The sequence below is a fragment of the Reyranella soli genome (assembly GCF_007992495.1).
In the GTDB taxonomy this organism is placed as follows: domain Bacteria; phylum Pseudomonadota; class Alphaproteobacteria; order Reyranellales; family Reyranellaceae; genus Reyranella; species Reyranella soli.
The window spans coordinates 1-21,018 of sequence record NZ_BKAJ01000075.1; the positions used below are offsets into that span (position 1 = coordinate 1).

The 21,018-nt window shown below is 66.6% G+C and carries 19 protein-coding genes; 7 read left to right on the forward strand and 12 right to left on the reverse strand.

The features are described from left to right. Positions 1-199: 199 nt before the first annotated feature. Both RSO01_RS21470 and RSO01_RS21475 read right to left on the reverse strand, forming a co-directional pair. On the reverse strand, positions 200-1,336 hold the full coding sequence (locus RSO01_RS21470; protein WP_147151506.1) for an FAD-dependent oxidoreductase: 1,137 nt from the start codon (positions 1,334-1,336) through the stop codon (positions 200-202). Between the two features lie 103 nt (positions 1,337-1,439). Next, on the reverse strand, positions 1,440-2,336 hold the full coding sequence (locus RSO01_RS21475) for a LysR substrate-binding domain-containing protein (RefSeq protein WP_170303246.1): 897 nt from the start codon (positions 2,334-2,336) through the stop codon (positions 1,440-1,442). A 123-nt stretch (positions 2,337-2,459) separates the two neighbouring features. Between RSO01_RS21475 and RSO01_RS21480 the strand changes: the two genes are divergently transcribed. From RSO01_RS21480 to RSO01_RS21495, 4 genes are all read left to right on the forward strand, one after another. Next, positions 2,460-3,755 carry an aspartate aminotransferase family protein gene (locus RSO01_RS21480; protein ID WP_246158654.1) on the forward strand — a complete coding sequence of 432 codons (1,296 nt, stop codon included), beginning with the start codon at positions 2,460-2,462 and terminating at the stop codon, positions 3,753-3,755. Between the two features lie 5 nt (positions 3,756-3,760). Then, positions 3,761-4,927, forward strand: coding sequence for a glycoside hydrolase family 88 protein (locus RSO01_RS21485; RefSeq protein ID WP_147151509.1), 1,167 nt, complete (start codon positions 3,761-3,763; stop codon positions 4,925-4,927). Between the two features lie 86 nt (positions 4,928-5,013). Then, positions 5,014-5,403 carry an MGMT family protein gene (locus RSO01_RS21490; RefSeq protein WP_147151510.1) on the forward strand — a complete coding sequence of 130 codons (390 nt, stop codon included), beginning with the start codon at positions 5,014-5,016 and terminating at the stop codon, positions 5,401-5,403. A 9-nt stretch (positions 5,404-5,412) separates the two neighbouring features. Beyond that, positions 5,413-5,880, forward strand: a complete 468-nt coding sequence (locus tag RSO01_RS21495) for a hypothetical protein (RefSeq protein ID WP_170303247.1) — start codon at positions 5,413-5,415, stop codon at positions 5,878-5,880. Here RSO01_RS21495 and RSO01_RS21500 read toward each other — a convergent pair. From RSO01_RS21500 to RSO01_RS21545, 10 genes are all read right to left on the reverse strand, one after another. Then, on the reverse strand, positions 5,877-6,734 hold the full coding sequence (locus tag RSO01_RS21500; protein ID WP_147151512.1) for a GNAT family N-acetyltransferase: 858 nt from the start codon (positions 6,732-6,734) through the stop codon (positions 5,877-5,879). The genes RSO01_RS21495 and RSO01_RS21500 overlap by 4 nt on opposite strands. Before the next feature lie 27 nt (positions 6,735-6,761). Then, positions 6,762-8,213: a homospermidine synthase gene (locus tag RSO01_RS21505; protein WP_147151513.1), complete on the reverse strand. Its 1,452-nt coding sequence runs from the start codon at positions 8,211-8,213 to the stop codon at positions 6,762-6,764. 107 nt (positions 8,214-8,320) lie between these two features. Further along, positions 8,321-9,451 carry a type III PLP-dependent enzyme gene (locus tag RSO01_RS21510; protein ID WP_147151514.1) on the reverse strand — a complete coding sequence of 377 codons (1,131 nt, stop codon included), beginning with the start codon at positions 9,449-9,451 and terminating at the stop codon, positions 8,321-8,323. A 422-nt stretch (positions 9,452-9,873) separates the two neighbouring features. Continuing rightward, a complete protein-coding gene (locus RSO01_RS21515; RefSeq protein ID WP_170303248.1) occupies positions 9,874-11,097 on the reverse strand; it encodes an MFS transporter in 1,224 nt (407 codons plus the stop codon). Further along, entirely contained in the window at positions 11,094-12,239 is a 1,146-nt protein-coding gene (locus RSO01_RS21520; protein ID WP_147151516.1) for a dATP pyrophosphohydrolase, read from the reverse strand. The genes RSO01_RS21515 and RSO01_RS21520 overlap by 4 nt, the downstream gene beginning before the upstream one ends. Before the next feature lie 6 nt (positions 12,240-12,245). Further along, on the reverse strand, positions 12,246-13,178 hold the full coding sequence (locus RSO01_RS21525) for a metallophosphoesterase family protein (protein WP_147151517.1): 933 nt from the start codon (positions 13,176-13,178) through the stop codon (positions 12,246-12,248). 26 nt (positions 13,179-13,204) lie between these two features. Then, the gene (gene spt / locus RSO01_RS21530; RefSeq protein WP_147151518.1) at positions 13,205-14,428 is read right to left on the reverse strand and encodes a serine palmitoyltransferase; all 1,224 of its coding nucleotides are present in this window, start codon (positions 14,426-14,428) and stop codon (positions 13,205-13,207) included. A 42-nt stretch (positions 14,429-14,470) separates the two neighbouring features. Further along, the gene (locus tag RSO01_RS21535; RefSeq protein ID WP_170303249.1) at positions 14,471-14,785 is read right to left on the reverse strand and encodes an acyl carrier protein; all 315 of its coding nucleotides are present in this window, start codon (positions 14,783-14,785) and stop codon (positions 14,471-14,473) included. Positions 14,786-14,882: 97 nt separating this feature from the next. Next, positions 14,883-15,809 carry an NAD-dependent epimerase/dehydratase family protein gene (locus tag RSO01_RS21540; RefSeq protein ID WP_147151520.1) on the reverse strand — a complete coding sequence of 309 codons (927 nt, stop codon included), beginning with the start codon at positions 15,807-15,809 and terminating at the stop codon, positions 14,883-14,885. Beyond that, positions 15,806-17,527, reverse strand: coding sequence for a fatty acyl-AMP ligase (locus tag RSO01_RS21545; protein WP_147151521.1), 1,722 nt, complete (start codon positions 17,525-17,527; stop codon positions 15,806-15,808). The genes RSO01_RS21540 and RSO01_RS21545 overlap by 4 nt, the downstream gene beginning before the upstream one ends. Positions 17,528-17,692: 165 nt before the next feature. Between RSO01_RS21545 and RSO01_RS21550 the strand changes: the two genes are divergently transcribed. The 3 genes from RSO01_RS21550 to hslO are packed head-to-tail and all read left to right on the forward strand — an operon-like array spanning position 17,693 to position 20,820. Next, a complete protein-coding gene (locus RSO01_RS21550; RefSeq protein WP_373867933.1) occupies positions 17,693-18,898 on the forward strand; it encodes an aspartate aminotransferase family protein in 1,206 nt (401 codons plus the stop codon). A 3-nt stretch (positions 18,899-18,901) separates the two neighbouring features. Beyond that, entirely contained in the window at positions 18,902-19,828 is a 927-nt protein-coding gene (gene argF / locus RSO01_RS21555) for an ornithine carbamoyltransferase (RefSeq protein WP_147151522.1), read from the forward strand. Beyond that, the gene (gene hslO / locus RSO01_RS21560) at positions 19,816-20,820 is read left to right on the forward strand and encodes an Hsp33 family molecular chaperone HslO (protein WP_218037418.1); all 1,005 of its coding nucleotides are present in this window, start codon (positions 19,816-19,818) and stop codon (positions 20,818-20,820) included. The genes argF and hslO overlap by 13 nt, the downstream gene beginning before the upstream one ends. Positions 20,821-21,018: the final 198 nt, after the last annotated feature.

Consider the following 21,018-nt stretch of genomic DNA (forward strand, 5'->3'; position numbering starts at 1 on the left):
CCGGCCCCTGGGCCTGGGCCTGCGAGGCCAGGAGCAGGGCGGCGCTGAGCGCGGCAGCGATGGTCAGTGTGGATTTCATGATGACGTCTCCTGAAGTGAGTGTCCCTTTCGGGTGCAGGCACACTGCCGGGAGACCGCCCAGGACTGAAATATCGACTGCCTATTGGATCGATGCGCCGTTTCTATGCTCGTGACGTGTTCAGGCGCTCGTCGTGAACAGCTCGGCCAGCGTCCTCACCGCCTGCTCGGCCTCGGCCCGGTCGGGCGCCTCGTTGGTGTCCCCGTAGCCCTGCCGCTCACCACCGGCGAATGACTGCACGACCAGCCCGTCACGCCGCGGCACGGTCAGCACATGGCGGTAGACCAGGCCATAGCGCACCTCGGGCTGCGGGATCAGCCGCGCGATCTGCCCGCGCACCGGCACCAGGGTTTCGTCCTTCCACAGCGCCCGCGCGCCGTAGCCCGTGCAGTTGATCACCACTCTCTTGCCCAGGGCGGCGATCTGCGAGGGTGATCGGAAGTCGGCCCGCCGGAACTGGCCGCCGGCGATGAAGAAGTCGTTCATCAAGGTGTGGCCATAGTCGGCGATGTTGAACACCATGATCTCGCCGCGCGCGACCGACGTCCCCTTGAACGGCGTCGCATCGGCCGGCACGGAGCGCCATCGCGGTGTCAGGTCGCGGATCGAACGCGCGTAGCTGGCGAACGCCAGCGCCGGTTCGATCGCATTGCTGCTGGCTGCGTCAGTGCTCTGGGTGATGCGCGGTGTGCCGCCGGAAACGGCGTACTGGTCGATCCATTCCACCGGCGTGCCCGGCAGGCCGAGATAGTCGCGATGCCTCTTGAAGGAGGCGCGCGCCATCTCTTCCCACACGGCGGCGAAGCCGGGTGCTGCGGCATTGACCAGGGCAATGCGCGAATCGGGCGTCCATTCGCCGGTCGCCCGAGCCGACGTCGTCTCCGGCAATTGATCGCGGGCGTAGATGGTGACGCGCGCACCGGCGCGCTGCGCCAGGGTCGCCGAGGTGAGTCCGAGCGCGCCGCAGCCGATCACCGCCACCTCTGTGGGGCTCGCCTGCATGGCGAGCTGCACCGCCCGCGTGCTCGATCCCCAGGACAGCGACCAGCCGCTCCCGCCATGGCCGTAATTGTGCACCACCAGCACGTCGCCCAGCCGCTCGGTCTCCACGCGCGGCCCGGCTGGACGGAAGGGACGCAGGCAGACGGCGATATCGAAGATGCGGTCGGTGCGCGCACGGATGGGCGCCAGTGCTGGCGCGGGCTCGAAGGACGTTGTCGAGCAGCCTGCCAGCGCAGCGGCCAACGACGTCTGCATCAATCCACGGCGGCCTACGCGCCATCTATCGTCCAACGCTGTACCTCCACTCCGCTCGACCTGCCCGAGATTGGCCTGCACCGGAATGCAGTTCAAATACGATTCAAGCCAGGTTGGCTTGCTCGATCAGCCACTTGTGCGCGTTGACCGTCGCCTGCCGGGCGCCCTTGCGAAGAGGGACCAGCCAGTAGGAGGTCGACGGCGACTTCGCCTCGCGCAACGGGGCGACGAGCCTGCCCGCGCGCACATGCTCCTCGGTGAGAACGCTGCTTTCGAGGATGACGCCGACGCCTTTCACTGCCGCTTCGATCGCGACATAGGACGGATCGAGCTGAAGCGGGCGCACGTCGGACATGTCGTAGGCGACTCCCCGTTGACCGAACCACGACTCCCACGACAGGGCATTCTCCCGGCTCTGGATCAGCGGCTGGGCCAGGAGCTGGGTCGCGGTAAGAGATCTTCGGCCCCGGATGCGCTTGGGTGCGCAATAGGGCTGTATGATCTCCTTCAACAGCGGCCTGGCTTGTCCTTTCCATCGTGCGGCGTCGCCATAGCGGATCGTGATGTCGAAGTCCTCGGCATTGCCGTCTGCGGTCCGTACCGCGAATACGCGCAAGTCGACGCCGGGATGTGCCTCGATGAACGCCGGCAGCCGCGGCGTCAGCCAGTGCGTTGCAAGCGACGGCGGCGTCATGATGCGGACGATGTTGGTCGACGGCGTGCTCCAACCGGGAGCCGCCACGTCGGCCGTTGCGCGGCGCATCCGCTCGAACAGCTTGTCCAGGACTTCGGCATACCTGGCGGCGTCCGGCGTGAGCCTGATGCCGCGGCTCACGCGCCTGAAGAGCTCGACGCCGAGCTCCTCTTCCAGCGCCCGGATCTGGTGGCTGACCGCCGAGGGCGACAGGTTGAGCTCGTTTGCCGCCGCCTTGAAGCTGCCAAGGCGGGCGACTGCCGCGAAGACGGCAATACCTCGGAGCGGCAATCTCGACCGCGTCATCCGGCCCTCACGAGTGAATGCTGGCCTAAGATGCAAAAATTTCACCTGACTGACAAATTCTTTGCGGTCGACCGGCCGGTCGCCCTGAAAGAAGCTTGCCACTGTCATCAACAGAGGTGTGCCGTGGCCGATATCAACGATGCGGGCAGCAGTTTCCAGTCACGCGCCGATCGGCATCTCCTTCGCTTTGGCTGCGACTTCGCGCGCTTCGTGCCGGTTCGGGCGAGCGGCTGCTATCTCTACGACGCGAGCGGCGCGCGGATGCTCGACTTCACGTCCGGCCAGATGAGCGCCATTCTCGGCCACTCCCATCCGGAAATCGTCGCCACCATCCGGCATGCATCCGGAACTCTCGACCATCTTTATTCCGCGATGATCTCCGAGCCCGTCGTCGGGTTGGCGACGGAACTCGCCAAGCAGGCGCCGGACCTGTCGAAAGTCATGCTGCTGTCGACCGGCGGGGAGGCCAACGAAGCGGCCATCAAGCTCGCCAAGACCGTCACGGGAAAATGGGAGATCGTGACGTTCACGCGCTCCTACCACGGCGTGACGGCGGGATCAGCGGCCGCCACGTTCAAGGTCGGCCGAACCGGGGTCGGGCCGATGGCGCCAGGGTACTTCGCCATTCCCGCGCCCAACGCCTACCGGCCGCGCTTCGCCGGCGTCGACTGGCGGCGCGAGCTCGACGACGCTTTCGACCAGGTCGACGCACAGTGCACCGGCAACCTGGCGGCCTTCATCGCCGAGCCGATCCTGAGCAGCGGCGGCGTCATCGATCTTCCCCTGGGCTACCTCGCCGCCCTCAAGGCGCACTGCGAGGCGCGCGGGATGCTGCTCATCCTCGACGAGGCGCAGACCGGACTTGGCCGCACGGGCACGATGTTCGCCTTCCAGAGGGACGGCGTCTCGCCGGACATCCTTACCCTCTCGAAGACCCTCGGCGCGGGCATGGCGCTGTCGGCCGTCATGACGACCGAGAAAGTCTCGGCCGTCGCCGACGACCGCAAGTTCTTCTTCTACACCACGCATGTGAACGATCCCCTTCCTGCCGCGGTCGGCCTGAAAGTGCTCGAGATCGTGCAGCGCGACAGGCTGGCCGAGCGCGCCGTCGTGGCCGGCGAGCGTCTTGCGGCAGGGCTGCTGCGCCTCAAGCAGCGTCACGCCAGCATCGGCGACGTCCGCGGCCGCGGCCTGCTGCGCGGCATCGAATTCACCAATGTCGGTTCGCGCGATGCGACCAGCATCTCCAATGCGGTCACGGAGGCGGCGATGGACATTGGCCTCGCCGCCAATCTCGTGCGGTCGGGCACATCCGGCGGGACCATGCGGATTGCGCCGCCGCTCACCGTGACCGACGGCGAGCTCGACGAAGGCCTCGATCTTCTCGACCGCGCCATCGGCAGCGTCGTCGGCGCCTGAAGACGATGGACGCGGACTACAGGCGAACGCTCGACCGCGCCGTCCGCCATCTCTGCAACGGTGCCGACGCGGTATGCGACGGCATGAAGGCCGGCGATCGCATCCCGCGCCTCAACTACATGACCGGCGGATACACCTGGGACGGCGACTACGTCTGGAACAGCTGGGCGGACTTCCAATGGGTCGGATTCCTGGCCGGCCGCCTCTGGCTGCTGCATCTGCTGACGCGTGAACAGCGCTACGCCGACGCCGCCCTGCAGCTCTGCCGGCGGATCGGTCCCGATCTCGCGCAGCATCCGACGGTGTTCTCGTCGACCGGCATCGACATGTACTACGCCCTGACGCTGGGCCATCAGATCACCGGGGACAGCGACCTGAAGAACTGGGCGTTGGCCGGTGGCGACAACTTCGCCAACATTTTCGATCGCAAGGCCCGCGCGTTCCTTCAGATCGCCGGGGCCGACCGCATCGTCATTGACACGGGCCTCAACCTTCCGTCGATGCTGTGGGCTTCCCAATGGGAGCCCGAGCGCGCCACCCTCGCCTATCGCCATCTCGATACGGTGCTGGAGATCGGGCTGATCCGCCCGGACGGCTCGAGCTGCCACGCGGCAGCGCTCGATCCCGAGACCCGTGCCGTGACCGGGCTGTTCAGCCTGCAGGGCTGGTCCAACGACAGCGTTTGGGCGCGCGGGCAAGCCTGGGCCATGTTGGGGTATGCCCACGCTTACGAGGCCAGCCGAAAGCCGCACTATCTGGAGGCGGCTCGTTCGGCGGCGGACTGGTACGTCGCCCACGCGCCGAAAGGGTGGGTTCCACGTTACGACTACGACGATCCCGACCGCGACAAGCTTCCCTACGATTCCTGCGCCGCCTGCATTGCCACCGCCGTCCTGATGCGCCTGGTGCGCTGGCTGCCCGACCGGGCGCAGCAGTACCGGGATGTCGCGCGCCAAACCCTCAAGGCACTCCTTGCCGACTTCCTGACACCGGGCGGCGTCGTGCTGCACGGCACGTGGGGCCGCATGAGACATGTCGAAGCCGGCAAGCCGCGGCTCGGCAGGTTTCCGCAGGAGGACGTGATGCCGTACGGCAACTACTGGATCGCCGAGTGCCTCTATCGCGAGCTATCGACGGACTGGTCGGCTCTCTCACTCGATGGGAAAGCCTGACGCTGGTTTTCCACGCCCGCTTCCATCAAGATTTCAGGATGCGTCGCTCTGACAAGCGCCTTGGGCCGACTTCAGCGTCCAGACTAATGCAAGGCTGGGCAACCGGGGATCCGCGCAAGCTACGGCTGCTACCGAAGCGCAAGCCGCTTCAGGCTGCCCACCAAGGCGATGAAGCTGTCGAAGCCATCTGCGACGTGATCCGCCGCATCCCTCGGGGCTGGGTGGCGACCTATGGCCAGGTCGCCACGATGGCCGGCATGCCGAGGCGTGCCCGCCTTGTCGGTCGCGTGCTTCAGCGCCTCGACCCGGCGATCAAGATCCCATGGCACCGTGTCGTCAACGCCAAAGGCGAGGTGTCCTACAGCCTGTCCCGCAACGGCGGCGACACCCTCCAGCGGCGCTTGCTGGAAAAGGAAGGGCTCAAATTCGACGCCAACGACCGCCTGGACTTGGATCGATGCCGGTGGCTCGACTAGTCTGGCCGAATGAAAAGAGCAGGTCTTGTGTTGCTGTCGATGGTCCTCGCGGGACAGGCGCACGGTCAGGCGGCCGGCACGCCGGCGCCGGCTTCGTTGACCTGCGGTGCCTTGAAGGGCGAGTCCTCGCGCACGGCCTCGACGTCACAGTGGACGATCTCCGGGCCTTCAGGGAAGACCACGGAGACCGGCGCCCTGCGCAGCGGGCCACGCTTCGAATGCATCGACGGCGCGATCCTGGTGATGGAGTTCACCTCGTCGGCAGGTCACTCCGTCTTCGAGGCTTATTTTCCGGATGGCAGCAACATCACCTATGGACGCCAGCAGATCGACCGGCGCGGCGGCCGCATCGTCCTGCCCATCCAGGCCAAGGCGCGAATCGCGGCGCCCTATCGAGCCGCCTTCGACTATCACTGCAAGCTCAATATGCCGGCAGATCCCATTCAGCCGGCCGCTCGCGCCGACTGCATCTTCTAATAGAGGACCGACGGCATGTAGGCGCCTTCGGGCTCGTTGTAGAGACCGGTGGTCATCAACGTCATCTGGTACACCAGCTTCAGGCCCATCCCCAGGCACCAGCTGAAGACCTCGTGATTGCGTGTCGGCACGAGGAAGCCGGGTCCGCCAAATTCAGGTGACGCGGCAATCAAGGCCATGAGGCCCCGGTTGGTTTCCGCGACGCTATGGCCAACGAAGGCGACGGCTGTCGTGTAGCCGACGACCTGCCCGAGATGCTCGACGACAGATGCCGTCCCTTCGGCGATCGCGTCGCGCAATTCGGCGTTGCGATCGAAACCATGAACCTGGCGGCAAAGCCGGTTGCAGGCGGCCACATCGCCTGCGGTCGCGCGACGCACCTCATAGCCCGCGAACTTCCGCCCGACCGGCTTGCCCTGAAGGATCGACACGGGCTCGCGGGTATGGAAGCCGAGCTTGGTATAAAGACAAAGGGAGCGGTTATGGAAGCCAGCCTGCAGCAGGCGCACGCCTGCTGCCCGCCGCTCAGCCGCACGATCGAGGACATCCTGCATCAGGCGTCCACCGACCCCATGGTTCTGCCCCGTCGGATCGACGGTAATCGGCCCGACGCCCGCGATACATGCCCGCTCGTCAAGAAAGTTGCTGCCGACGATACGTCCATCCGCCTCGGCAACGACGGAATAGAATCCCGGATGCGAAAGCAGCATCGACATCAGCCCGCTCGCCGCATCAGGCGACGGGAAGTCGGGTGGGAAGTGGTGCGCCGTGCAGACCGACTTGAAGGCCTCGTAGCAGATGGCGCCGCAGGGGGCGGCATCTGCCGGAGTTCCTCGGCGAAGAACGATGCTCATGCGAACCAATCCAGGCCCACTCGGACGTCACACCACCCGGAAGTTCTTGAACTGCCAAGGATCGTTGGTGTCGAGATCCTCGGGGAACAGCCCGCCGCGGTCCTTGAGCGGCGTCCAGTCGCTGTACTTGCCGACCACGGGTCCGAGATAGGGCATGCAGATCTCGAGATTGCGGTCGAAATCCATCTCGTCTGCCTCGACGATGCCGCGCTCGGGGTTCTCGAGCGCCCAGATGATGCCCGACAGCACCGGCGCGCAGACCTGGATCGAGGTCGCGTTGTTGTAGGGCGTGAGCTCGCGCGCCTCGTGGATGTCGAGCTGCGAGCCATACCAGTAGGCGCCCTTGGCATGGCCCATCAGCAGCACGCCGAGCTCGTCGCGGCCCTCGGTGATCTCGTCGACGATCAGGCGCTGGGTCTTCTGCTGGTGCAGATTCTTGCCCGCGCATTCGTGCATGGACATGATCGCCTGGTCGCACGGGTGATACGCGTAGTGCACGGTCGGCCGGTAGGTCGCGTTCTCACCCTGGCGCAGCGTGAAATAGTCCGCCATCGAGATCGATTCGTTGTGGGTGATGATGAAACCGTGGAACGGTCCCTCGAGCGGCGTCCAGGTGCGCACACGGGTGATCAGCCCCGGCCGGTTCAGGTAGATCGCCGCACCGCAGCCGAACTCGTGGCGTGCGCCGTCCGCCGGCAGGCCCTTCTCGTGCGTGCCCCAACCCATCTCGGCGGGCTGGCTGCCCTCCGACACGAAGCCGTCGATCGACCAGGTGTTGACGAACTCGCCGACCTTCTTGGGCTTCTTGGAGACCTGGGTATCGCGCTCGGCGATGTGGATCACCCTCACGCCGAGGTCGCGTGCCAGCTCGGCCCAGCCCTCGCGGGTGGTCGGCTTCACCGCGCCCATGCCGGTGTCCTTGGCGATGTTGACCAGCGCCTTCTTGACGAAGTGCGAGACCAGGCCCGGGTTGGCGCCATGGGCGATCACCGCCGTCGGCCCGCCGCGGTACTTGGGCGCGAGCTTCAGCATGTTCTCGCGCAGCGCGTAGTTGGAGCGCAGCGAGACCGACAGGTTGGGATCGGTATAGCCGCCGGGCCACGGCTCGATGCAGGTGTCGATGTAGAGCGCGCCCTTCTCCTGGCAGAACTCGACCAGGGCCGTCGAGGCGACCTCGACCGACAGGTTGACCACGAAGTCGCCCTTGCCCACGCGCCTGTCGAGGGTCTGGCGCAGGTTGTCCTGGGTGATGCGCTTCCGGATGAAGGTGACGCCGAACTTCTTCAGCTCCTTCAGGCCGCCGCGGTCCTCGGCCGAGATGACCGTGATCTGCTCCGGCTTGATGTCGATGTGCCGGAAGATCAGCGGCATCACGCCCTGGCCGATCGAGCCGAAGCCGATCATGACCATGCGGCCGGAGAACGAGACGTACTTCTTAGAGAGCTTCTTCTTGCCCTTGCGCGCGACTTTCTTCGCCATTTCAGCGTCCCTGTCTGGCCTTCTGGCCTTGTCCAAGAGTGGTCGATAAACGTCAACGGGGCCTTTCTCAAGGCCCCGTTAAAGTCGTTCTGTTACAGAACGTAGGGCTAGATGCAGATCGCCTTGAGCGGCGCGAAGCCGTTGAAGGCGACCGACGAGTACGTGGTCGTATAGGCGCCGGTGGCCAGGATCTCGACCTTGTCGCCAGGCTTCAGCGACAGCGGCAACTTGTACTCGGTCTTTTCATAGAGGATGTCGGCCGAGTCGCAGGTCGGGCCGGCCAGCACCACCGGTCCCACGCGCGTGCCGTCACGGCCGGTGCGCAGGCGGTACTTGATGCTCTCGCCCATGGTCTCGGCCAGGCCCGAGAACTTGCCGATGTCGAGATAGACCCAGCGCTTGCGGTCGTTGGCCGCCTTGCGCGAGACCAGCACCACTTCGCTCTGGATCACGCCCGCGTCGCCCACCATGGAGCGGCCCGGCTCGATGATCACCTCGGGCATGCGGTTGCCGAAGTGACGCACCAGCGCGCGGGTCACCGCCTCGCAGTAGGCCTCGATCGGGTTGACCTCGGCGCGATAGCGCGCCGGGAAGCCGCCGCCCAGGTTGACCATGCGCAGGTCGACGCCCTCTTCGGCGAGGGCGAAGAACATCTGCGAGACCTGGGCCAGCGCCTTGTCCCACTGCTCGAGGTCGGTCTGCTGGCTGCCGACATGGAAGGAGATGCCATAGGGGTCGAGGCCCCAGTCCTTGGCCTTGCGCAGCAGGTCCTTGGCCATCTCCGGCGCACAGCCGAACTTCTTGCTGAGCGGCCACTCGGCGCCACCGCAATCGACCAGCACGCGGCAGAACACGCGCGCGCCCGGCGCGACGCGGACGAGCTTCTGCAACTCGGCCTCGCTGTCGAAGGCGAACAGGCGCACGCCCTGCTGGTAGGCCCAGGCGATGTCCTTCTCCTTCTTGATGGTGTTGCCGAAGGAGACGCGGTCCATCGACACGCCGGTCGCCTGCACGAGCTCGATCTCGCCGCGGCTCGCGGTGTCGAACTTGGAGCCGAGGTTGGACAGGCGCGACAGGATCTGCGCAGCCGGGTTGGCCTTCACGGCGTAGAAGATGTGAGCCGCAGGCAGCAGCTCACGCATGCGCCGGAAGTTGTTCTCGACCACGTCGAGGTCGACCACCAAGCACGGCGTCTCGGGCTGCTGCTCTCGGAGATAACGAAAAATACGCTCGGTCATCGCTGGGGGGTTCCCCGTCAATTCAGGTCAAAGCTGGGTTCGGTGGAGAGTCGAACGGGACGTACGGCGCCAAACAGGCGGCGTGCGTCAGCCGATACTCGACGGGGTCTCGGTCCGCTGCTGGAGCGGAAGATCGAACGAAGCAGCCCAGTCGGAGATCACCGGGCAAATGACGGAATAGCGGGGAGCACGCCCCGCGCGGTAAGCAAACATATCAGAAGCTCCTTCCCGGACCCGGCTCGAAGCCGGCGCTGCCAAAAAGAACACTTTCCGTCGTTGCGTAACCACTATGGGCCAGCGGCACGTGCGTTGGGCGTCTTGAATCCGTAAATACAACTAATCGACGCGGTTACAAGAAGATTCTGCCCCCGCTGGCAAATTTTTGTGTGTCTTGTGTTGGGAAGACCACACGAGGACTCGCATCAGGTGCGCGGCAACGTCGAGCGCGGCAGACGGATCCACGCGGCGAGCACGGTGAAGGGCACGAGCAAGGCGGCCGAGAGGATCAGCGCGGCCTGCGTGCCGATCAGCGTGGCGATCTTGCCCCACATGAGAGAGCCCACGACCATCGAGCCGAAAAACACCATCTGGTGTACCGCCATGCCTCGCGCCCGCATGAAGTTGGGCAGGATCATCTGCACTGAGGTTCCGTTGTTGGCGATGACGGTGATCCAGCAGGCGCCCGAGAGCGCCACGCAGGCGCCGACGACGTAGGGCGTCATGACCAGTGCAGCGACCAATGTGGCGGCGGCGTGCACGCCCATTGCCCAGATGTTGGCACGATCGGGCCCGAGCAGGCGGTTGATCAGCGGCATCGCCATGGCGGCCGCCACGGCGCCGACGCCGAACACGCCGTAGAGGATGCCGAAGGCGAACTCGTCGAGGCCGAGCTCGAAGCGGCCGATCACCGGCAGCAGCGTGCCGATGGCGATGCCGGGCGTGAAGAAGCAGAGGCCACGGGCGAAAACGGCCTTGAGCTCGCCCGAGTTGCGCACGAAGGCGATGCCCGAGCGGGCGGCCTCCACGAAGCCCTCGCGACGCTGGCTGGCCCGCGCCTCGGCCGAGCGCTTCCAGCTCGACATGGCGAAGATGACGCCGATGTAGGTGGTGGCGTTGATGGCGAAAAGAAGGAAGACGCCGACCAGGCTCAGCAGGATCTGGCCGATCACCGGGCCGACGGTGCGGGCGAGGTTGAAGCCCGCGCTGTTGAGCGCGATGGCCGGCCGCAGCATCGGCCCCGACACGATCTCGGGCACCACGGCGTGCCACGCCGGGGCGTTCATGGCGTTGCCGAGCCCCATGCAGAAGACGAGACCGAGCAGGGTCCAGTGGTCGAGCAGGCCCAGGAAGGCCAGGACGGCCAGCGCCGCCGCCACGCCCATCATCCAGAACTGGCAGACGATGATGTAGAGCCGGCGGTCGAAGCGGTCGGCCAGCACGCCGGCCGGAAAGCAGAACAGGAACATCGGCAGCATGTTGGCGGACGCCAGCAGGGCCACGAAGATCGGCTCCGGCGTCAGGCTGGTCATTTCCCAGGCGGCGCCCGTGGTCGCCATCCAGCCGCCGGTGTTCGACAGGAGATTGGCAGTCCACAGGGCGAGGAAGGCGCGGTTGGCGAGCGGCGCGAACGCCGTGGGATGGCTCACAAGAGCTTCTCGTAGATCCGATGCGTCTTGTAGTGCACCCCGCCGACCGAGCGGATGATGTTGTTGGTCGCCTTGTTGTCCTCGAGTATCCAGCCCAGCTCGGCGCTGGTCTTGCCTATCCGCTTGCCGTTGGCCCTGAGGTGGTCGATCGCCATCATGGCGAGCCCCGCCCCCATCAGCGGATGATTGCGGAACTTCTTCTTCACACCCATCAGCGGCACGCGCGTGCTGCCGACGCCGGCGATCTTGAGCCGCCACAGGAGCTTCACGAGGTTGATCGGGTTCAGGCTGCCGTTGAACTCCGCGATCGCCTCGTTGAGGTTGGTCAGGGCCACGATGAAGGCCACCGCCTCGTCGTCGACCTCCACGAACACCGCGAGATCAGGGACGATGACCGGGCCGAACGCCTTTGAGGCGTGGTCGATCTCGGCCTGGGTGAAGGGCACGAAGCCCCAGTTGTCGCTCCAGGCGTCGTTGAAGATGCCGACCAGCGTCCTGACCTCGGCATCGAACATCTTCATGTTGGCGGTGCGCACCTTGACCCGGCCGGCCATGCCGGCGCGCGCCATCAGCTTGGCGCCGATCGTCTCGGGCGCGTTCTGGACGTCGTAGTCGTAGGAGAACAGATCCTTGATCTTGGCGTAGCCTTGGGCTTCGACGCGCGCGCCGGCGTACGGCGGGTCGTAGGGCACCAGCAGGACCGGGCGGCTGTCGAAGCCCCAGACCAGCAGCCCGACCTCCTCGTTGACCGAGAGGCTGAACGGCCCGGTCGCGCGCTTCAGCCCCTTGCCGCGCAGCCAGTTCTCGGCTGCCGCGAACAGGGCGGCGAAGATCGCGGGATCGTCCTCGGCGGCGAGGCAGCCGAAGTGGCCGGTGTCGTCGGCGTAGCGCTCGAGATAGGCGCGGTCGATCTGGGCGGCGATGCGGCCGACGACGCGGCGGCCGCGGCGGGCCAGGAAGAACTGCACCTCGACGTGGCCGAACAGCGGGTTCTTGCCAGGCGTGAAGGCCTCGCGCCGCTCGGAGTCGAGATGCGGGATGTAGCCCTTGTGGCCGGCATAGAGGCGCTTGGGCAGGTCGATGAAGGCTTTGAGGTCGGATTTGCCGGCGACCGGCGTCACGACGATATCGGAAGAGACCATTGCTGCTCAGGCTACCATGGCCAGCGGCTGCCCACTGTGGAATGACAGCTTTCCGTCAGCTTCACAGCCCGTGCCGTCCTTGCTGAGGGCGCGCAACTCGACATCGAGCTGCCAGCCTGCCGCTTCACGCTCGATGCGAATGAGGTGATAGCGCGCGCGGCCGTATTTGCTGTCGGGCGCCGCCGAGGCCGAGGTGACGCCGATCACAGGGATCGGCCCCGCCGGCCCTACGATCCGTGCGACTTCGCTGCGATGATTGTGACCGTGCAGGACGAGCTCGCAGCCGACGCGGCGGATCATCGCCTGGAAGGCGGCGGCGTCGGTCAGGCGCTTGAAGCGGCTCTCGGTGGTGAGCGGCGGATGGTGGATCAGCACGACGCGGCACAGGCCCTCGCGACCGAGGTCGGCCAGCAGTTTCTCCGTCTTGGTGATCTGCGCCCCGCCCAGCGTGCCGGTGGCGAAGAAGGGAGGCTTGGGCACCCCGCTCGACAGGCCGACCAGCGCCACCCCCTCGCTGCCGTGGCCGCGTCGGCGCACGGTCGGGAAGATGTCGAAGGCGGTCGCCGGCGGCTGGCCGTCGCCCGCCATGTAGGCGCCCCACAGGCCGAGGCTCTTGGGCCAGGCGGTGGCGACATAGACGTCGTGGTTGCCGGGGATGACGGTGACGTCCTGCGGCCCGCCGAGCTCCTTCAGCCAATCGGCGGCGCGGCTGAACTCGCTGGGCAGCGAGATGTTTACAAGATCGCCGGTCAGCGCGATGTGGTCGGGCTTCTGCCGCTTGATGTCGGCGACGATGCCGGCTAGCGCCTGCGGTACATGGAGACGCGCGCGACGGCGCCACCAGTTCACGTAGCCCGTCGCCCGCTTGCCCAAGAGCTCGACGGCGCGCGCGGGCGGCATCGGCAGATGCGGATCGGAGAGATGCGCCAGCGTGAACACGATCGTACCGTGACTGGCGCAATGACCTAGCGCGCGCCGGCGGCGCGCAGCTGCTTGTCGGGGAGGACGCCGAACTGGCGGCCGATGCCGGTCATCACCTCGACCATGTGGTCGAGCTGCTCCTTGGTGTGCACGGCGCAGAGCGAGCAGCGCAGCAGCGACACGCCGTTGGGCGTGGCCGGCGGCACGGCGACGTTCACATAGATGCCGGCATCGAGCATGGCGCGCCAGAAGCCGATGGCGGTCATGCGGTCGGGCAGGTGCACGCCCACGACGGGGCCATGCTCGGGGCCAAGCGTGAAGCCCTGCGCCTTCAGCCCGTCATAGAGGGTGGCGACGTTGTCCCAGAGCTGGGTACGCAGCTCGGGCCTGGCCTTCACCACGCGCAGCGCCTGGCGCACGGAGGCCACGATCGAAGGCGGCAGCGAGGCCGTGAACATGTAGGCCCGCACGGTGACGCGCAGGATGTCGAAGTCGGGATCGTCGGAGACGCAGTAGCCGCCGATCGCGCCCAGGGTCTTGGAGAAGGTACCGACGATGAAGTGGCAGTCGTCGATCACACCCGCCACCTCGCAGAGGCCGCGACCATGATCGCCCAGCGCGCCTAGCGAATGAGCCTCGTCGATCAGCACGTAGGCGCCATACTTCTTGCAGACATTGACGAAGTCGCCGAGCGGCGCCCTGTCGCCCAACATGGAATAGATGCCTTCGAGCACGACCACGCGGTTGCCGGGCTTGTCGCCCAGCCGGCGCAGGCGGGCCTCCAGGCTCGACGGGTCGTTGTGCTTGAAGCGCACGACCTCGGCCTGGGTCATCTTGCAGGCATCGTAGATCGAGGCGTGGCTGTCGGCGTCGATCAGCAGGAAGTCGTCCGGCCCGGCCAGAGTCGAGATCACGCCGAGATTGGCCTGGTAGCCGGTCGTGAAGACCATGCAGTGCTTCTTGCCGTAGAACTCGGCGATCTCGCGCTCGAGGGCCACGTGCTCGGTGTAGCTGCCGTTGGCGATGCGCGAGCCGGTCGTGCCGGTACCCTCGGCTTCGATCGCCTCGATGGCGGCGTCCATGCACGAGCGATCGAAGGTCAGGCCGAAGTAGTTGTTGGTGCCGACCAGCAGGGTCTCGCGGCCGTTGATGATCGCCTTGGTCGGCGACAGCACCCGCTCCATGCGGATCTGGAACGGGTCGTAGCCGGTCGTGCGGACGTCGCGATACGCGTCGAGCAGGCCGGCGTGGCGGTCGAAAAGGCCCATGCTATCCAGGCCTCCCTGTAGTTGAGATTACGCGCCTAAATCCTACGATTGGGCCCGCAGGTCCCGGATCGTGTCGGCGAGCTGGTCGACCGTATGGATCTCGGCGACGACGCTCATCGGAATCGAGACGTCGAAGCGGTCCTCCAGCTCCATGACCATGTCCATGATCGCGAGCGAATCGATGGTGAGGTCCTTGGCGATCACGGTGTCGCCGGCGATCGGCTTCTCACCGGTCTGGTAGGGTTCGAGATGGACGCAGATCTCCCGAATCACCTCGGCGCGCGAAACGCCGCGCGTCAGGGTAAGGGTATCGGCGATGCCGTCGTTTTCGACGGTCAGTTCGTGGGCGGTGCGCAAAAGCGGCTCCAAAGGTCTCGGGGAAAGACAACGCATGAGTGCCAGAAAGGGCGATTCCTTGTGAAATGACAATTTGTTACGCCGTATTTCACAAGCTCTAGAGCCATCCCTGCCGCCGGTACCACAAGATCGTCTCGCGAAAGCCCCCTGCCAGGTCATGCCCGGGATGGAACCCCAGGACCCCGGCCAGGCGCCGGTCGTGCACCGTCCAATCGGCGTGGAAGATTTCCTTCACCTTGTCGGGGGTCAGGATCTGCACGGAGCCGCCCAGCGAATTGTTCAGGGCGTTCACCCGCGCCAGCAGCGCCATCACCGGCCGTGGAATGGCAAGCGACAGAGCCCGTCGCCCGACCGCCTCGCCCGCCAGCCGCGCCATGTCGCGATAGGAGTAGCCGCCCTCCTTGCCGTCATCGATTTCGTAGATCGAGGGCGGCGGCGGCTGGTTGAGGGCGAGCGCCAGCGCTTCGGCGAGGTCGGCGACGTGGATCAGCGACAGCCGGGCATCGGCCCCCTTGGGCCGCGGCGCCAATCCGCCGGCCACGCTGCGGAAGTAGGCCAGGGTCTCGCGGTCGCCGGGTCCGTAGACCGCCGGTGCACGCACCGTGAGCCAAGGTCCCGATCGGCCGGCAACGACCTCCTCCGCCGCGCGCTTGCTGGCGGCGTAGGGTGAGAGCTGCGGCTCGCGCGCCGCCAGCGATGACAGAAGAAGGAATCGGGCGTCGGGCGCCAGCGCCGACAGCAGCGCCGTGCCGTCGCGGTTCACAGTCAGGAAGTCGGCGGGCCGCCGCGCCTTTATAAGGCCGGCGGCGTGGACGACGGCGTCGGCACCCGCGACCAGCCGCTTCAGCGCAGCCTCGTCTGAAAGATCACCCAGGACCATGTCGGCGGCGATGCCCTCGAGCGACGGCAAGGGCGACCAGCGGCGCACCAGCAACCGGAGACGAAAACCGCGACGGGCAAGAGCGGCAACGAGATGAGGGCCGACGAAACCGGTAACCCCGGTAACTGCGACCAGTGTTGTCACGCCGCGGCGGTCTTGTCCGCGCCAGTAGAGGGCGCGTAGAGGCCGGCCAGGTAGTTGGCCTTGGCGCGCGCGCGAGACAGCTTGCCCGACGAGGTGGTCGGCAGGCCCATGGTCGGCGGCACCAGCACGACGTCGCAATCGACCGCAATCGCCTCGCGCACCGCCTGCGCCACGTCGCTGGCCAGCGTCTTGCGGCCTTCCTCGCCGGAGACGCGCGCCAGCACGGCGACAACGACGCGCTCGCCCCCTCCCTCGCCATCACCGCCGTCGACCGAGAAGGCCACCGAATCACCGTTCTTCACGACGCGGCGTGTCTCGATCGCCCATTCGATGTCCTGCGGCCAGATGTTGCGGCCGTTGACGATGATCAGGTCCTTGGCGCGGCCGGTAACGACGACTTCGCCGGCGAGCGTGTAGCCAAGGTCGCCGGTGTCGAGCCAACCGTCCAAAAGCACCTCTTGCGAGGCCTCGGGCTCGCCGAAGTAGCCCGGCATGATGCTGGGCCCGGCGACGAAAATCCGCCCGACCTCGCGGTCGCCCAACACCTTGCCGGCTTCGTCGCGCACCTCCAGGCGATGGCCCGGCAGCACCTTGCCGCACAGCACGAAGCGGCGCGTGCGGCGGCCGTCGTCGGTCGCCATCGTGTCGGTGCGCACGCCGGCGCCGTGCGGGCTGAAGGTGATGGCGAGGCACACCTCGGCCATGCCGTAGCTCGGGATGAAGGCCTTGCGGTTGAAGCCGTTCTTGTCGAAGGCCTCGGCGAAGCGGTCGAGCACGTCGGGGCGGATCATGTCGCCGCCGATGCCGGCATGGCGCCACGACGAGAGATCGAGATCCGCCGGCACCTGGCTGGCGGCACGGCGCGTGGCGAGGTCGTAGCCGAAGCTCGGGCTGTAGGCGATGGTGCCGCGATTCCGGGAGATCAGGTTCAGCCACTGCATCGGCCGGCGCGCGAAGTCGCGCGGCGTCAGATAGTCGAGCGAGATCTGGGTGCTGAGCGGCGCCATCAGGAAGCCGATCAGGCCCATGTCGTGATAGAGCGGCAGCCAGCTCACAGCGCGATCACCCGGCACGACTCCCAATCCGGCCGGCCCGGTGATGCCGCCGAGGTTGGCCATCAGCGCCGCCTGGGTGATCTGAACGCCATGCGGATGGCGCGTGCTGCCCGAGGAGAACTGGATGTAGCAAAGGTCGGACGGACCGAGCGGCCGAAGATCGACCGGCTTCTCCGGCAGCGCATCGATGACCGACATCCCGCCATGGAGCCGCACGGCCGGGAACTCAGCGGACGCATCGGCCAGGAACCCCGCGAGGTCCTCGATGCCGACGGCCGCCACCGCACCCGAGGCCGCGAGCTGGCGGCGCAGCTGGTCGAGGTAGGCATCCTTGCCGCCGATGCCGACCGGGACCGAGACGGGCACCGGCAGCAGCCCGGCATACTGGGCGCCAAAGAAGGCATCGAAGAAGCCCGGCCAGGTGTCCGCCGTAATAAGTATGCGCTCGCCGCGCGCGAACCCGGCGCCGATCAGACGGCGGGCGGTGACGTGGGCGCGGTCACGGATCTCGCGCCAGCTCGAGGCCGAGAGAATCTCGCCCCGGACACTATAAAAGGTGACCCCGGTCTCGCCCTGGGCCGCATAGTCGAGCATCTCCGGCACCGAGCCGAAGCCGGCGCGGCGCAAGACAAGCTGGGAATTGCGGGTGGGCAGAGGGTTCATGGAGAGGCGGGGTCTCCTAGCAGAGGGGTGGGGCACCCTCAAGACACGTACCGCAACCTGTGGGCCAAGTTGACACACCCCGACCCGGATAAGATAGTGCCCGACCCCGCTCAACCCCGGTAAATCCGTCCCGGAGCCGAGGTCGATGAGCGGGCTATTTATTTCATGGAGAAGCTCGTGATTACGGCTGTGATGCCGACGTACGGTCGCAAGGACGTCGTGTTCGAACGCGGAGAGGGCAACTATCTCTACGCGACGGACGGCCGACGTTACTTGGACTTTACCTCGGGTATCGCCGTGAACGCGCTGGGCCACTGCCACCCTGCCCTGGTCAAGGCTCTGACCGAGCAGGGCCAGAAGCTGTGGCACACCTCCAACCTGTTCCGCATCGGCAATGGCGAGAAGCTGGCCAAGCGGCTCACCGAGGTGTCGTTCGCCGACACGATGTTCTTCTGCAACTCGGGCGCGGAGGCGATCGAGGGCGGCATCAAGCTGATACGCAAGTACCAGTTCATGAACGGCCAGCCCAAGCGCTACAAGATCATCTGCTTCCAGGCGGCGTTCCACGGCCGCCTCCTGAACGCGCTCGCCGCCACCGGCAACGAGAAGTACCTCGAAGGCTTCGGCCCGCCGGCGCCCGGCTACAAGCATGCGCCGCTCAACAACACCAACGTCGTGCGCGACATGGTCGATGACGAGACCGCCGGCATCCTGGTCGAACCGATCCAGGGTGAAGGCGGCATCCGCGCCACGACCACGCAGTTCCTCAAGGATCTGCGCGCGATCTGCGACGAGTTCGGCCTGCTCTTGTTCTACGACGAGATCCACACGGGTTTCGGCCGTACCGGCAAGATGTGGGGCTATGACTGGTCGGGCGTGAAGCCCGATGTCGCGGCGATCGCCAAGGGCATGGGTGGCGGCTTCCCGATCGGCGCCTTCATGGCAACCGAGAAGGCGGCGGTCGGCATGGTGCCGGGCACGCACGGCTCGACCTACGGCGGCAATCCGCTGGCGACGGGCGTGGCCAACGCCGTGCTCGACGAGCTGCTCAAGCCCGGTTTCATCGATGCCGTGCGTGAGAAAGGCGAGTACCTCAAGGGCCAGCTCGAAGGCCTCGTGAAGAAGCATCCCAAGGTCTATGTCGAGCAGCGCGGCATGGGCTTCCTGCAGGGCATCCAGTGCACCCCGGCCGTGCCGGCGGGCGACATGGTGAACCGCCTGCAGTCGCTCGGAATGCTGGTGCCGCCGGCGGGTGAGAACGTGGTCCGCATCTTCCCCGCCCTGATCGCCGACAAGGCGGCGATCGACGAGGGCATCGACATCCTGAGCAAGGCCGCGCAGTCGTTTGAGGCCGCCAAGGCCGCAGAGTAGGCCATGGCAGCTCCCAAACATTTCCTCGACCTCGACCAGGTCGATCCGAAGACGCTTCGCCAGATCCTCGATCACGGCAAGGCGATGAAAAAGGCGCGCTCCAACGGCGGCCACGACAAGCCGTTGGGCGGCAAGACGCTCGCCATGATCTTCGAGAAGCCCTCGACACGCACCCGCGTGTCGTTCGAGGTCGGCATGCGCGAGCTCGGCGGCCAGACGATCATGCTGGGCCGCGGCGACACGCAGCTCGGCCGTGGCGAGACCATCGCCGACACCGCGCGCGTGCTCTCCCGCTACGTCGACATCATCATGATGCGCACCACCGTCGAGGAGAAACTCCTCGAGATGGCGAAGTACGCGACCGTGCCGGTGATCAACGGCCTCACCGACAAGACGCATCCTTGCCAGCTCATGGCCGACGTCATGACCTTCGAGGAGCATCGCGGCAACATCCAGGGCAAGGCGATCGCCTGGTCGGGTGACGGCAACAACATGGCGACGAGCTGGATCCATGCCGCCGTGCAGTTCGACTTCGAGCTGCGCGTCGCCTGCCCGCCCGAGCTCAAGCCGCCGGCCGACGTGCTGGCGTGGGCCGAGCAGTCGAAGGGCCAGATCACCATCGGCCACGACCCTGAGGCGATCGTGCGCGGCGCGGACTGCGTCGTCACCGACACCTGGGTGTCGATGGGCGATGAGGATCCCGACAGCCCGGGCGCGGCGCGACGACACAACCTGCTGCGCGGCTACCAGGTCGACAAGCACCTGATGGCGCAGGCCAAGAAGGACGCCATCTTCATGCACTGCCTGCCGGCGCATCGCGGCGAGGAGGTCACGGTCGACGTGATCGACGGGCCGCAGTCGGTGGTGTTCGACGAGGCGGAGAACCGCCTGCACGCGCAGAAATCCATCCTCGCCTGGTGTCTTTCCTGATGGCCTCGTCGGAAGACCCTTCCTCTTCCGACGAACGGCCCGCGCAAGATGGGGCCCTGCCCTTCCAGCTCGATGCGCTGGGCGTGCGCGGCCGGCTGGTTCGGCTCGGACCGTCATTGGACGCAGTGATCGAGCGCCACGGCTATCCCTTGGCCGTGGCGCGGCCGCTCGCCGAGGCGATGGTGCTGTGCGCGGCGCTGGCGACGTCGCTGAAATACGACGGCATCTTCACCTTGCAGATCTCGGGCGACGGACCGATCCGGCTCCTCGTCACCGACCTCACCACCGATGGCGCGCTGCGCGGCTATGCGCAGTTCGATTCCTGGAAGCTCGCCGTGGCCTTGGGCGCCGGCCCCAATGGCATACCGCAGGGGGGCGACGCGCCCGAGGGCTATGTGCCGAAACTGTTCGGGCGCGGGCGGCTCGCCTTCACCGTCGACCAGGGGCAGCATACCCAGCGCTACCAGGGCGTGGTGCCGCTCGAGGGCGCGACCCTGGCCGACTGCGCCCACACCTATTTCCGCCAGTCCGAGCAGTTGCCGACCGGCATCAAGATCGAGGCGCGGCGCACGACGGACAACGGCACGCACCACTGGCGCGCCGCGGCGCTGATGGTGCAGCAGATGCCGGAGTTCGACGCCGGCCGCATCGACGTCGACCGCGAGCAGCGCGAGGATGATTGGCGCAAGGCGGTGATCCTGATGGCCTCGGCGACCGAGGCCGAAATGCTCGATCCGAAGCTGCCGGCGATGACCCTGCTGCACCGGCTGTTCCACGCCGAGCAGCCGCGCCTGTTTGCCCGCCGGCCGTTCGTCGCGCGCTGCCGCTGCAGCCGCGAGCGCATCGACCGCGTGCTGCGCTCGATCAGGCGCGAGGAGCTCGACGACCTGCGCGACAAGAGCGGCCGCGTCGCCGTGAAGTGCGAGTTCTGCTCGACCGAATACACCTACGACGACCGCGATCTCGACCGGATCTACGCCTCCGCTGCCTGAAGAGGGCCGGCGTGAGGCGCTGCCCGGCGAGGGATTTCCGCATTTCCCGCATTTTGCGCTACCCCCTCCACGCCTCGCCGCGGACGATGATCCGTCGCCGACCAGGTGAATATCATTGGTGCCGTGAGGCGGTGACGCCGCGTGCATTCGTATTGGGAGCCTTTGTGGCGTCTCAGTGCTGGGCAATCGCAGCGCTGC

Bases quoted from the DNA above. Each gene is read 5' to 3' on its own strand.
- RSO01_RS21490 (WP_147151510.1), top strand. From the start codon at position 5,014: ATGCAAGGCTGGGCAACCGGGGATCCGCGCAAGCTACGGCTGCTACCG.
- spt (WP_147151518.1), bottom strand. From the start codon at position 14,428: ATGGGCCTTTTCGACCGCCACGCCGGCCTGCTCGACGCGTATCGCGAC.
- RSO01_RS21470 (WP_147151506.1), bottom strand. From the start codon at position 1,336: ATGCAGACGTCGTTGGCCGCTGCGCTGGCAGGCTGCTCGACAACGTCC.
- RSO01_RS21550 (WP_373867933.1), top strand. From the start codon at position 17,693: ATGGAGAAGCTCGTGATTACGGCTGTGATGCCGACGTACGGTCGCAAG.
- RSO01_RS21485 (WP_147151509.1), top strand. From the start codon at position 3,761: ATGGACGCGGACTACAGGCGAACGCTCGACCGCGCCGTCCGCCATCTC.
- RSO01_RS21510 (WP_147151514.1), bottom strand. From the start codon at position 9,451: ATGACCGAGCGTATTTTTCGTTATCTCCGAGAGCAGCAGCCCGAGACG.
- RSO01_RS21505 (WP_147151513.1), bottom strand. From the start codon at position 8,213: ATGGCGAAGAAAGTCGCGCGCAAGGGCAAGAAGAAGCTCTCTAAGAAG.
- RSO01_RS21545 (WP_147151521.1), bottom strand. From the start codon at position 17,527: ATGAACCCTCTGCCCACCCGCAATTCCCAGCTTGTCTTGCGCCGCGCC.
- RSO01_RS21495 (WP_170303247.1), top strand. From the start codon at position 5,413: ATGAAAAGAGCAGGTCTTGTGTTGCTGTCGATGGTCCTCGCGGGACAG.
- argF (WP_147151522.1), top strand. From the start codon at position 18,902: ATGGCAGCTCCCAAACATTTCCTCGACCTCGACCAGGTCGATCCGAAG.
- RSO01_RS21520 (WP_147151516.1), bottom strand. From the start codon at position 12,239: ATGGTCTCTTCCGATATCGTCGTGACGCCGGTCGCCGGCAAATCCGAC.
- RSO01_RS21500 (WP_147151512.1), bottom strand. From the start codon at position 6,734: ATGAGCATCGTTCTTCGCCGAGGAACTCCGGCAGATGCCGCCCCCTGC.
- RSO01_RS21475 (WP_170303246.1), bottom strand. From the start codon at position 2,336: ATGACGCGGTCGAGATTGCCGCTCCGAGGTATTGCCGTCTTCGCGGCA.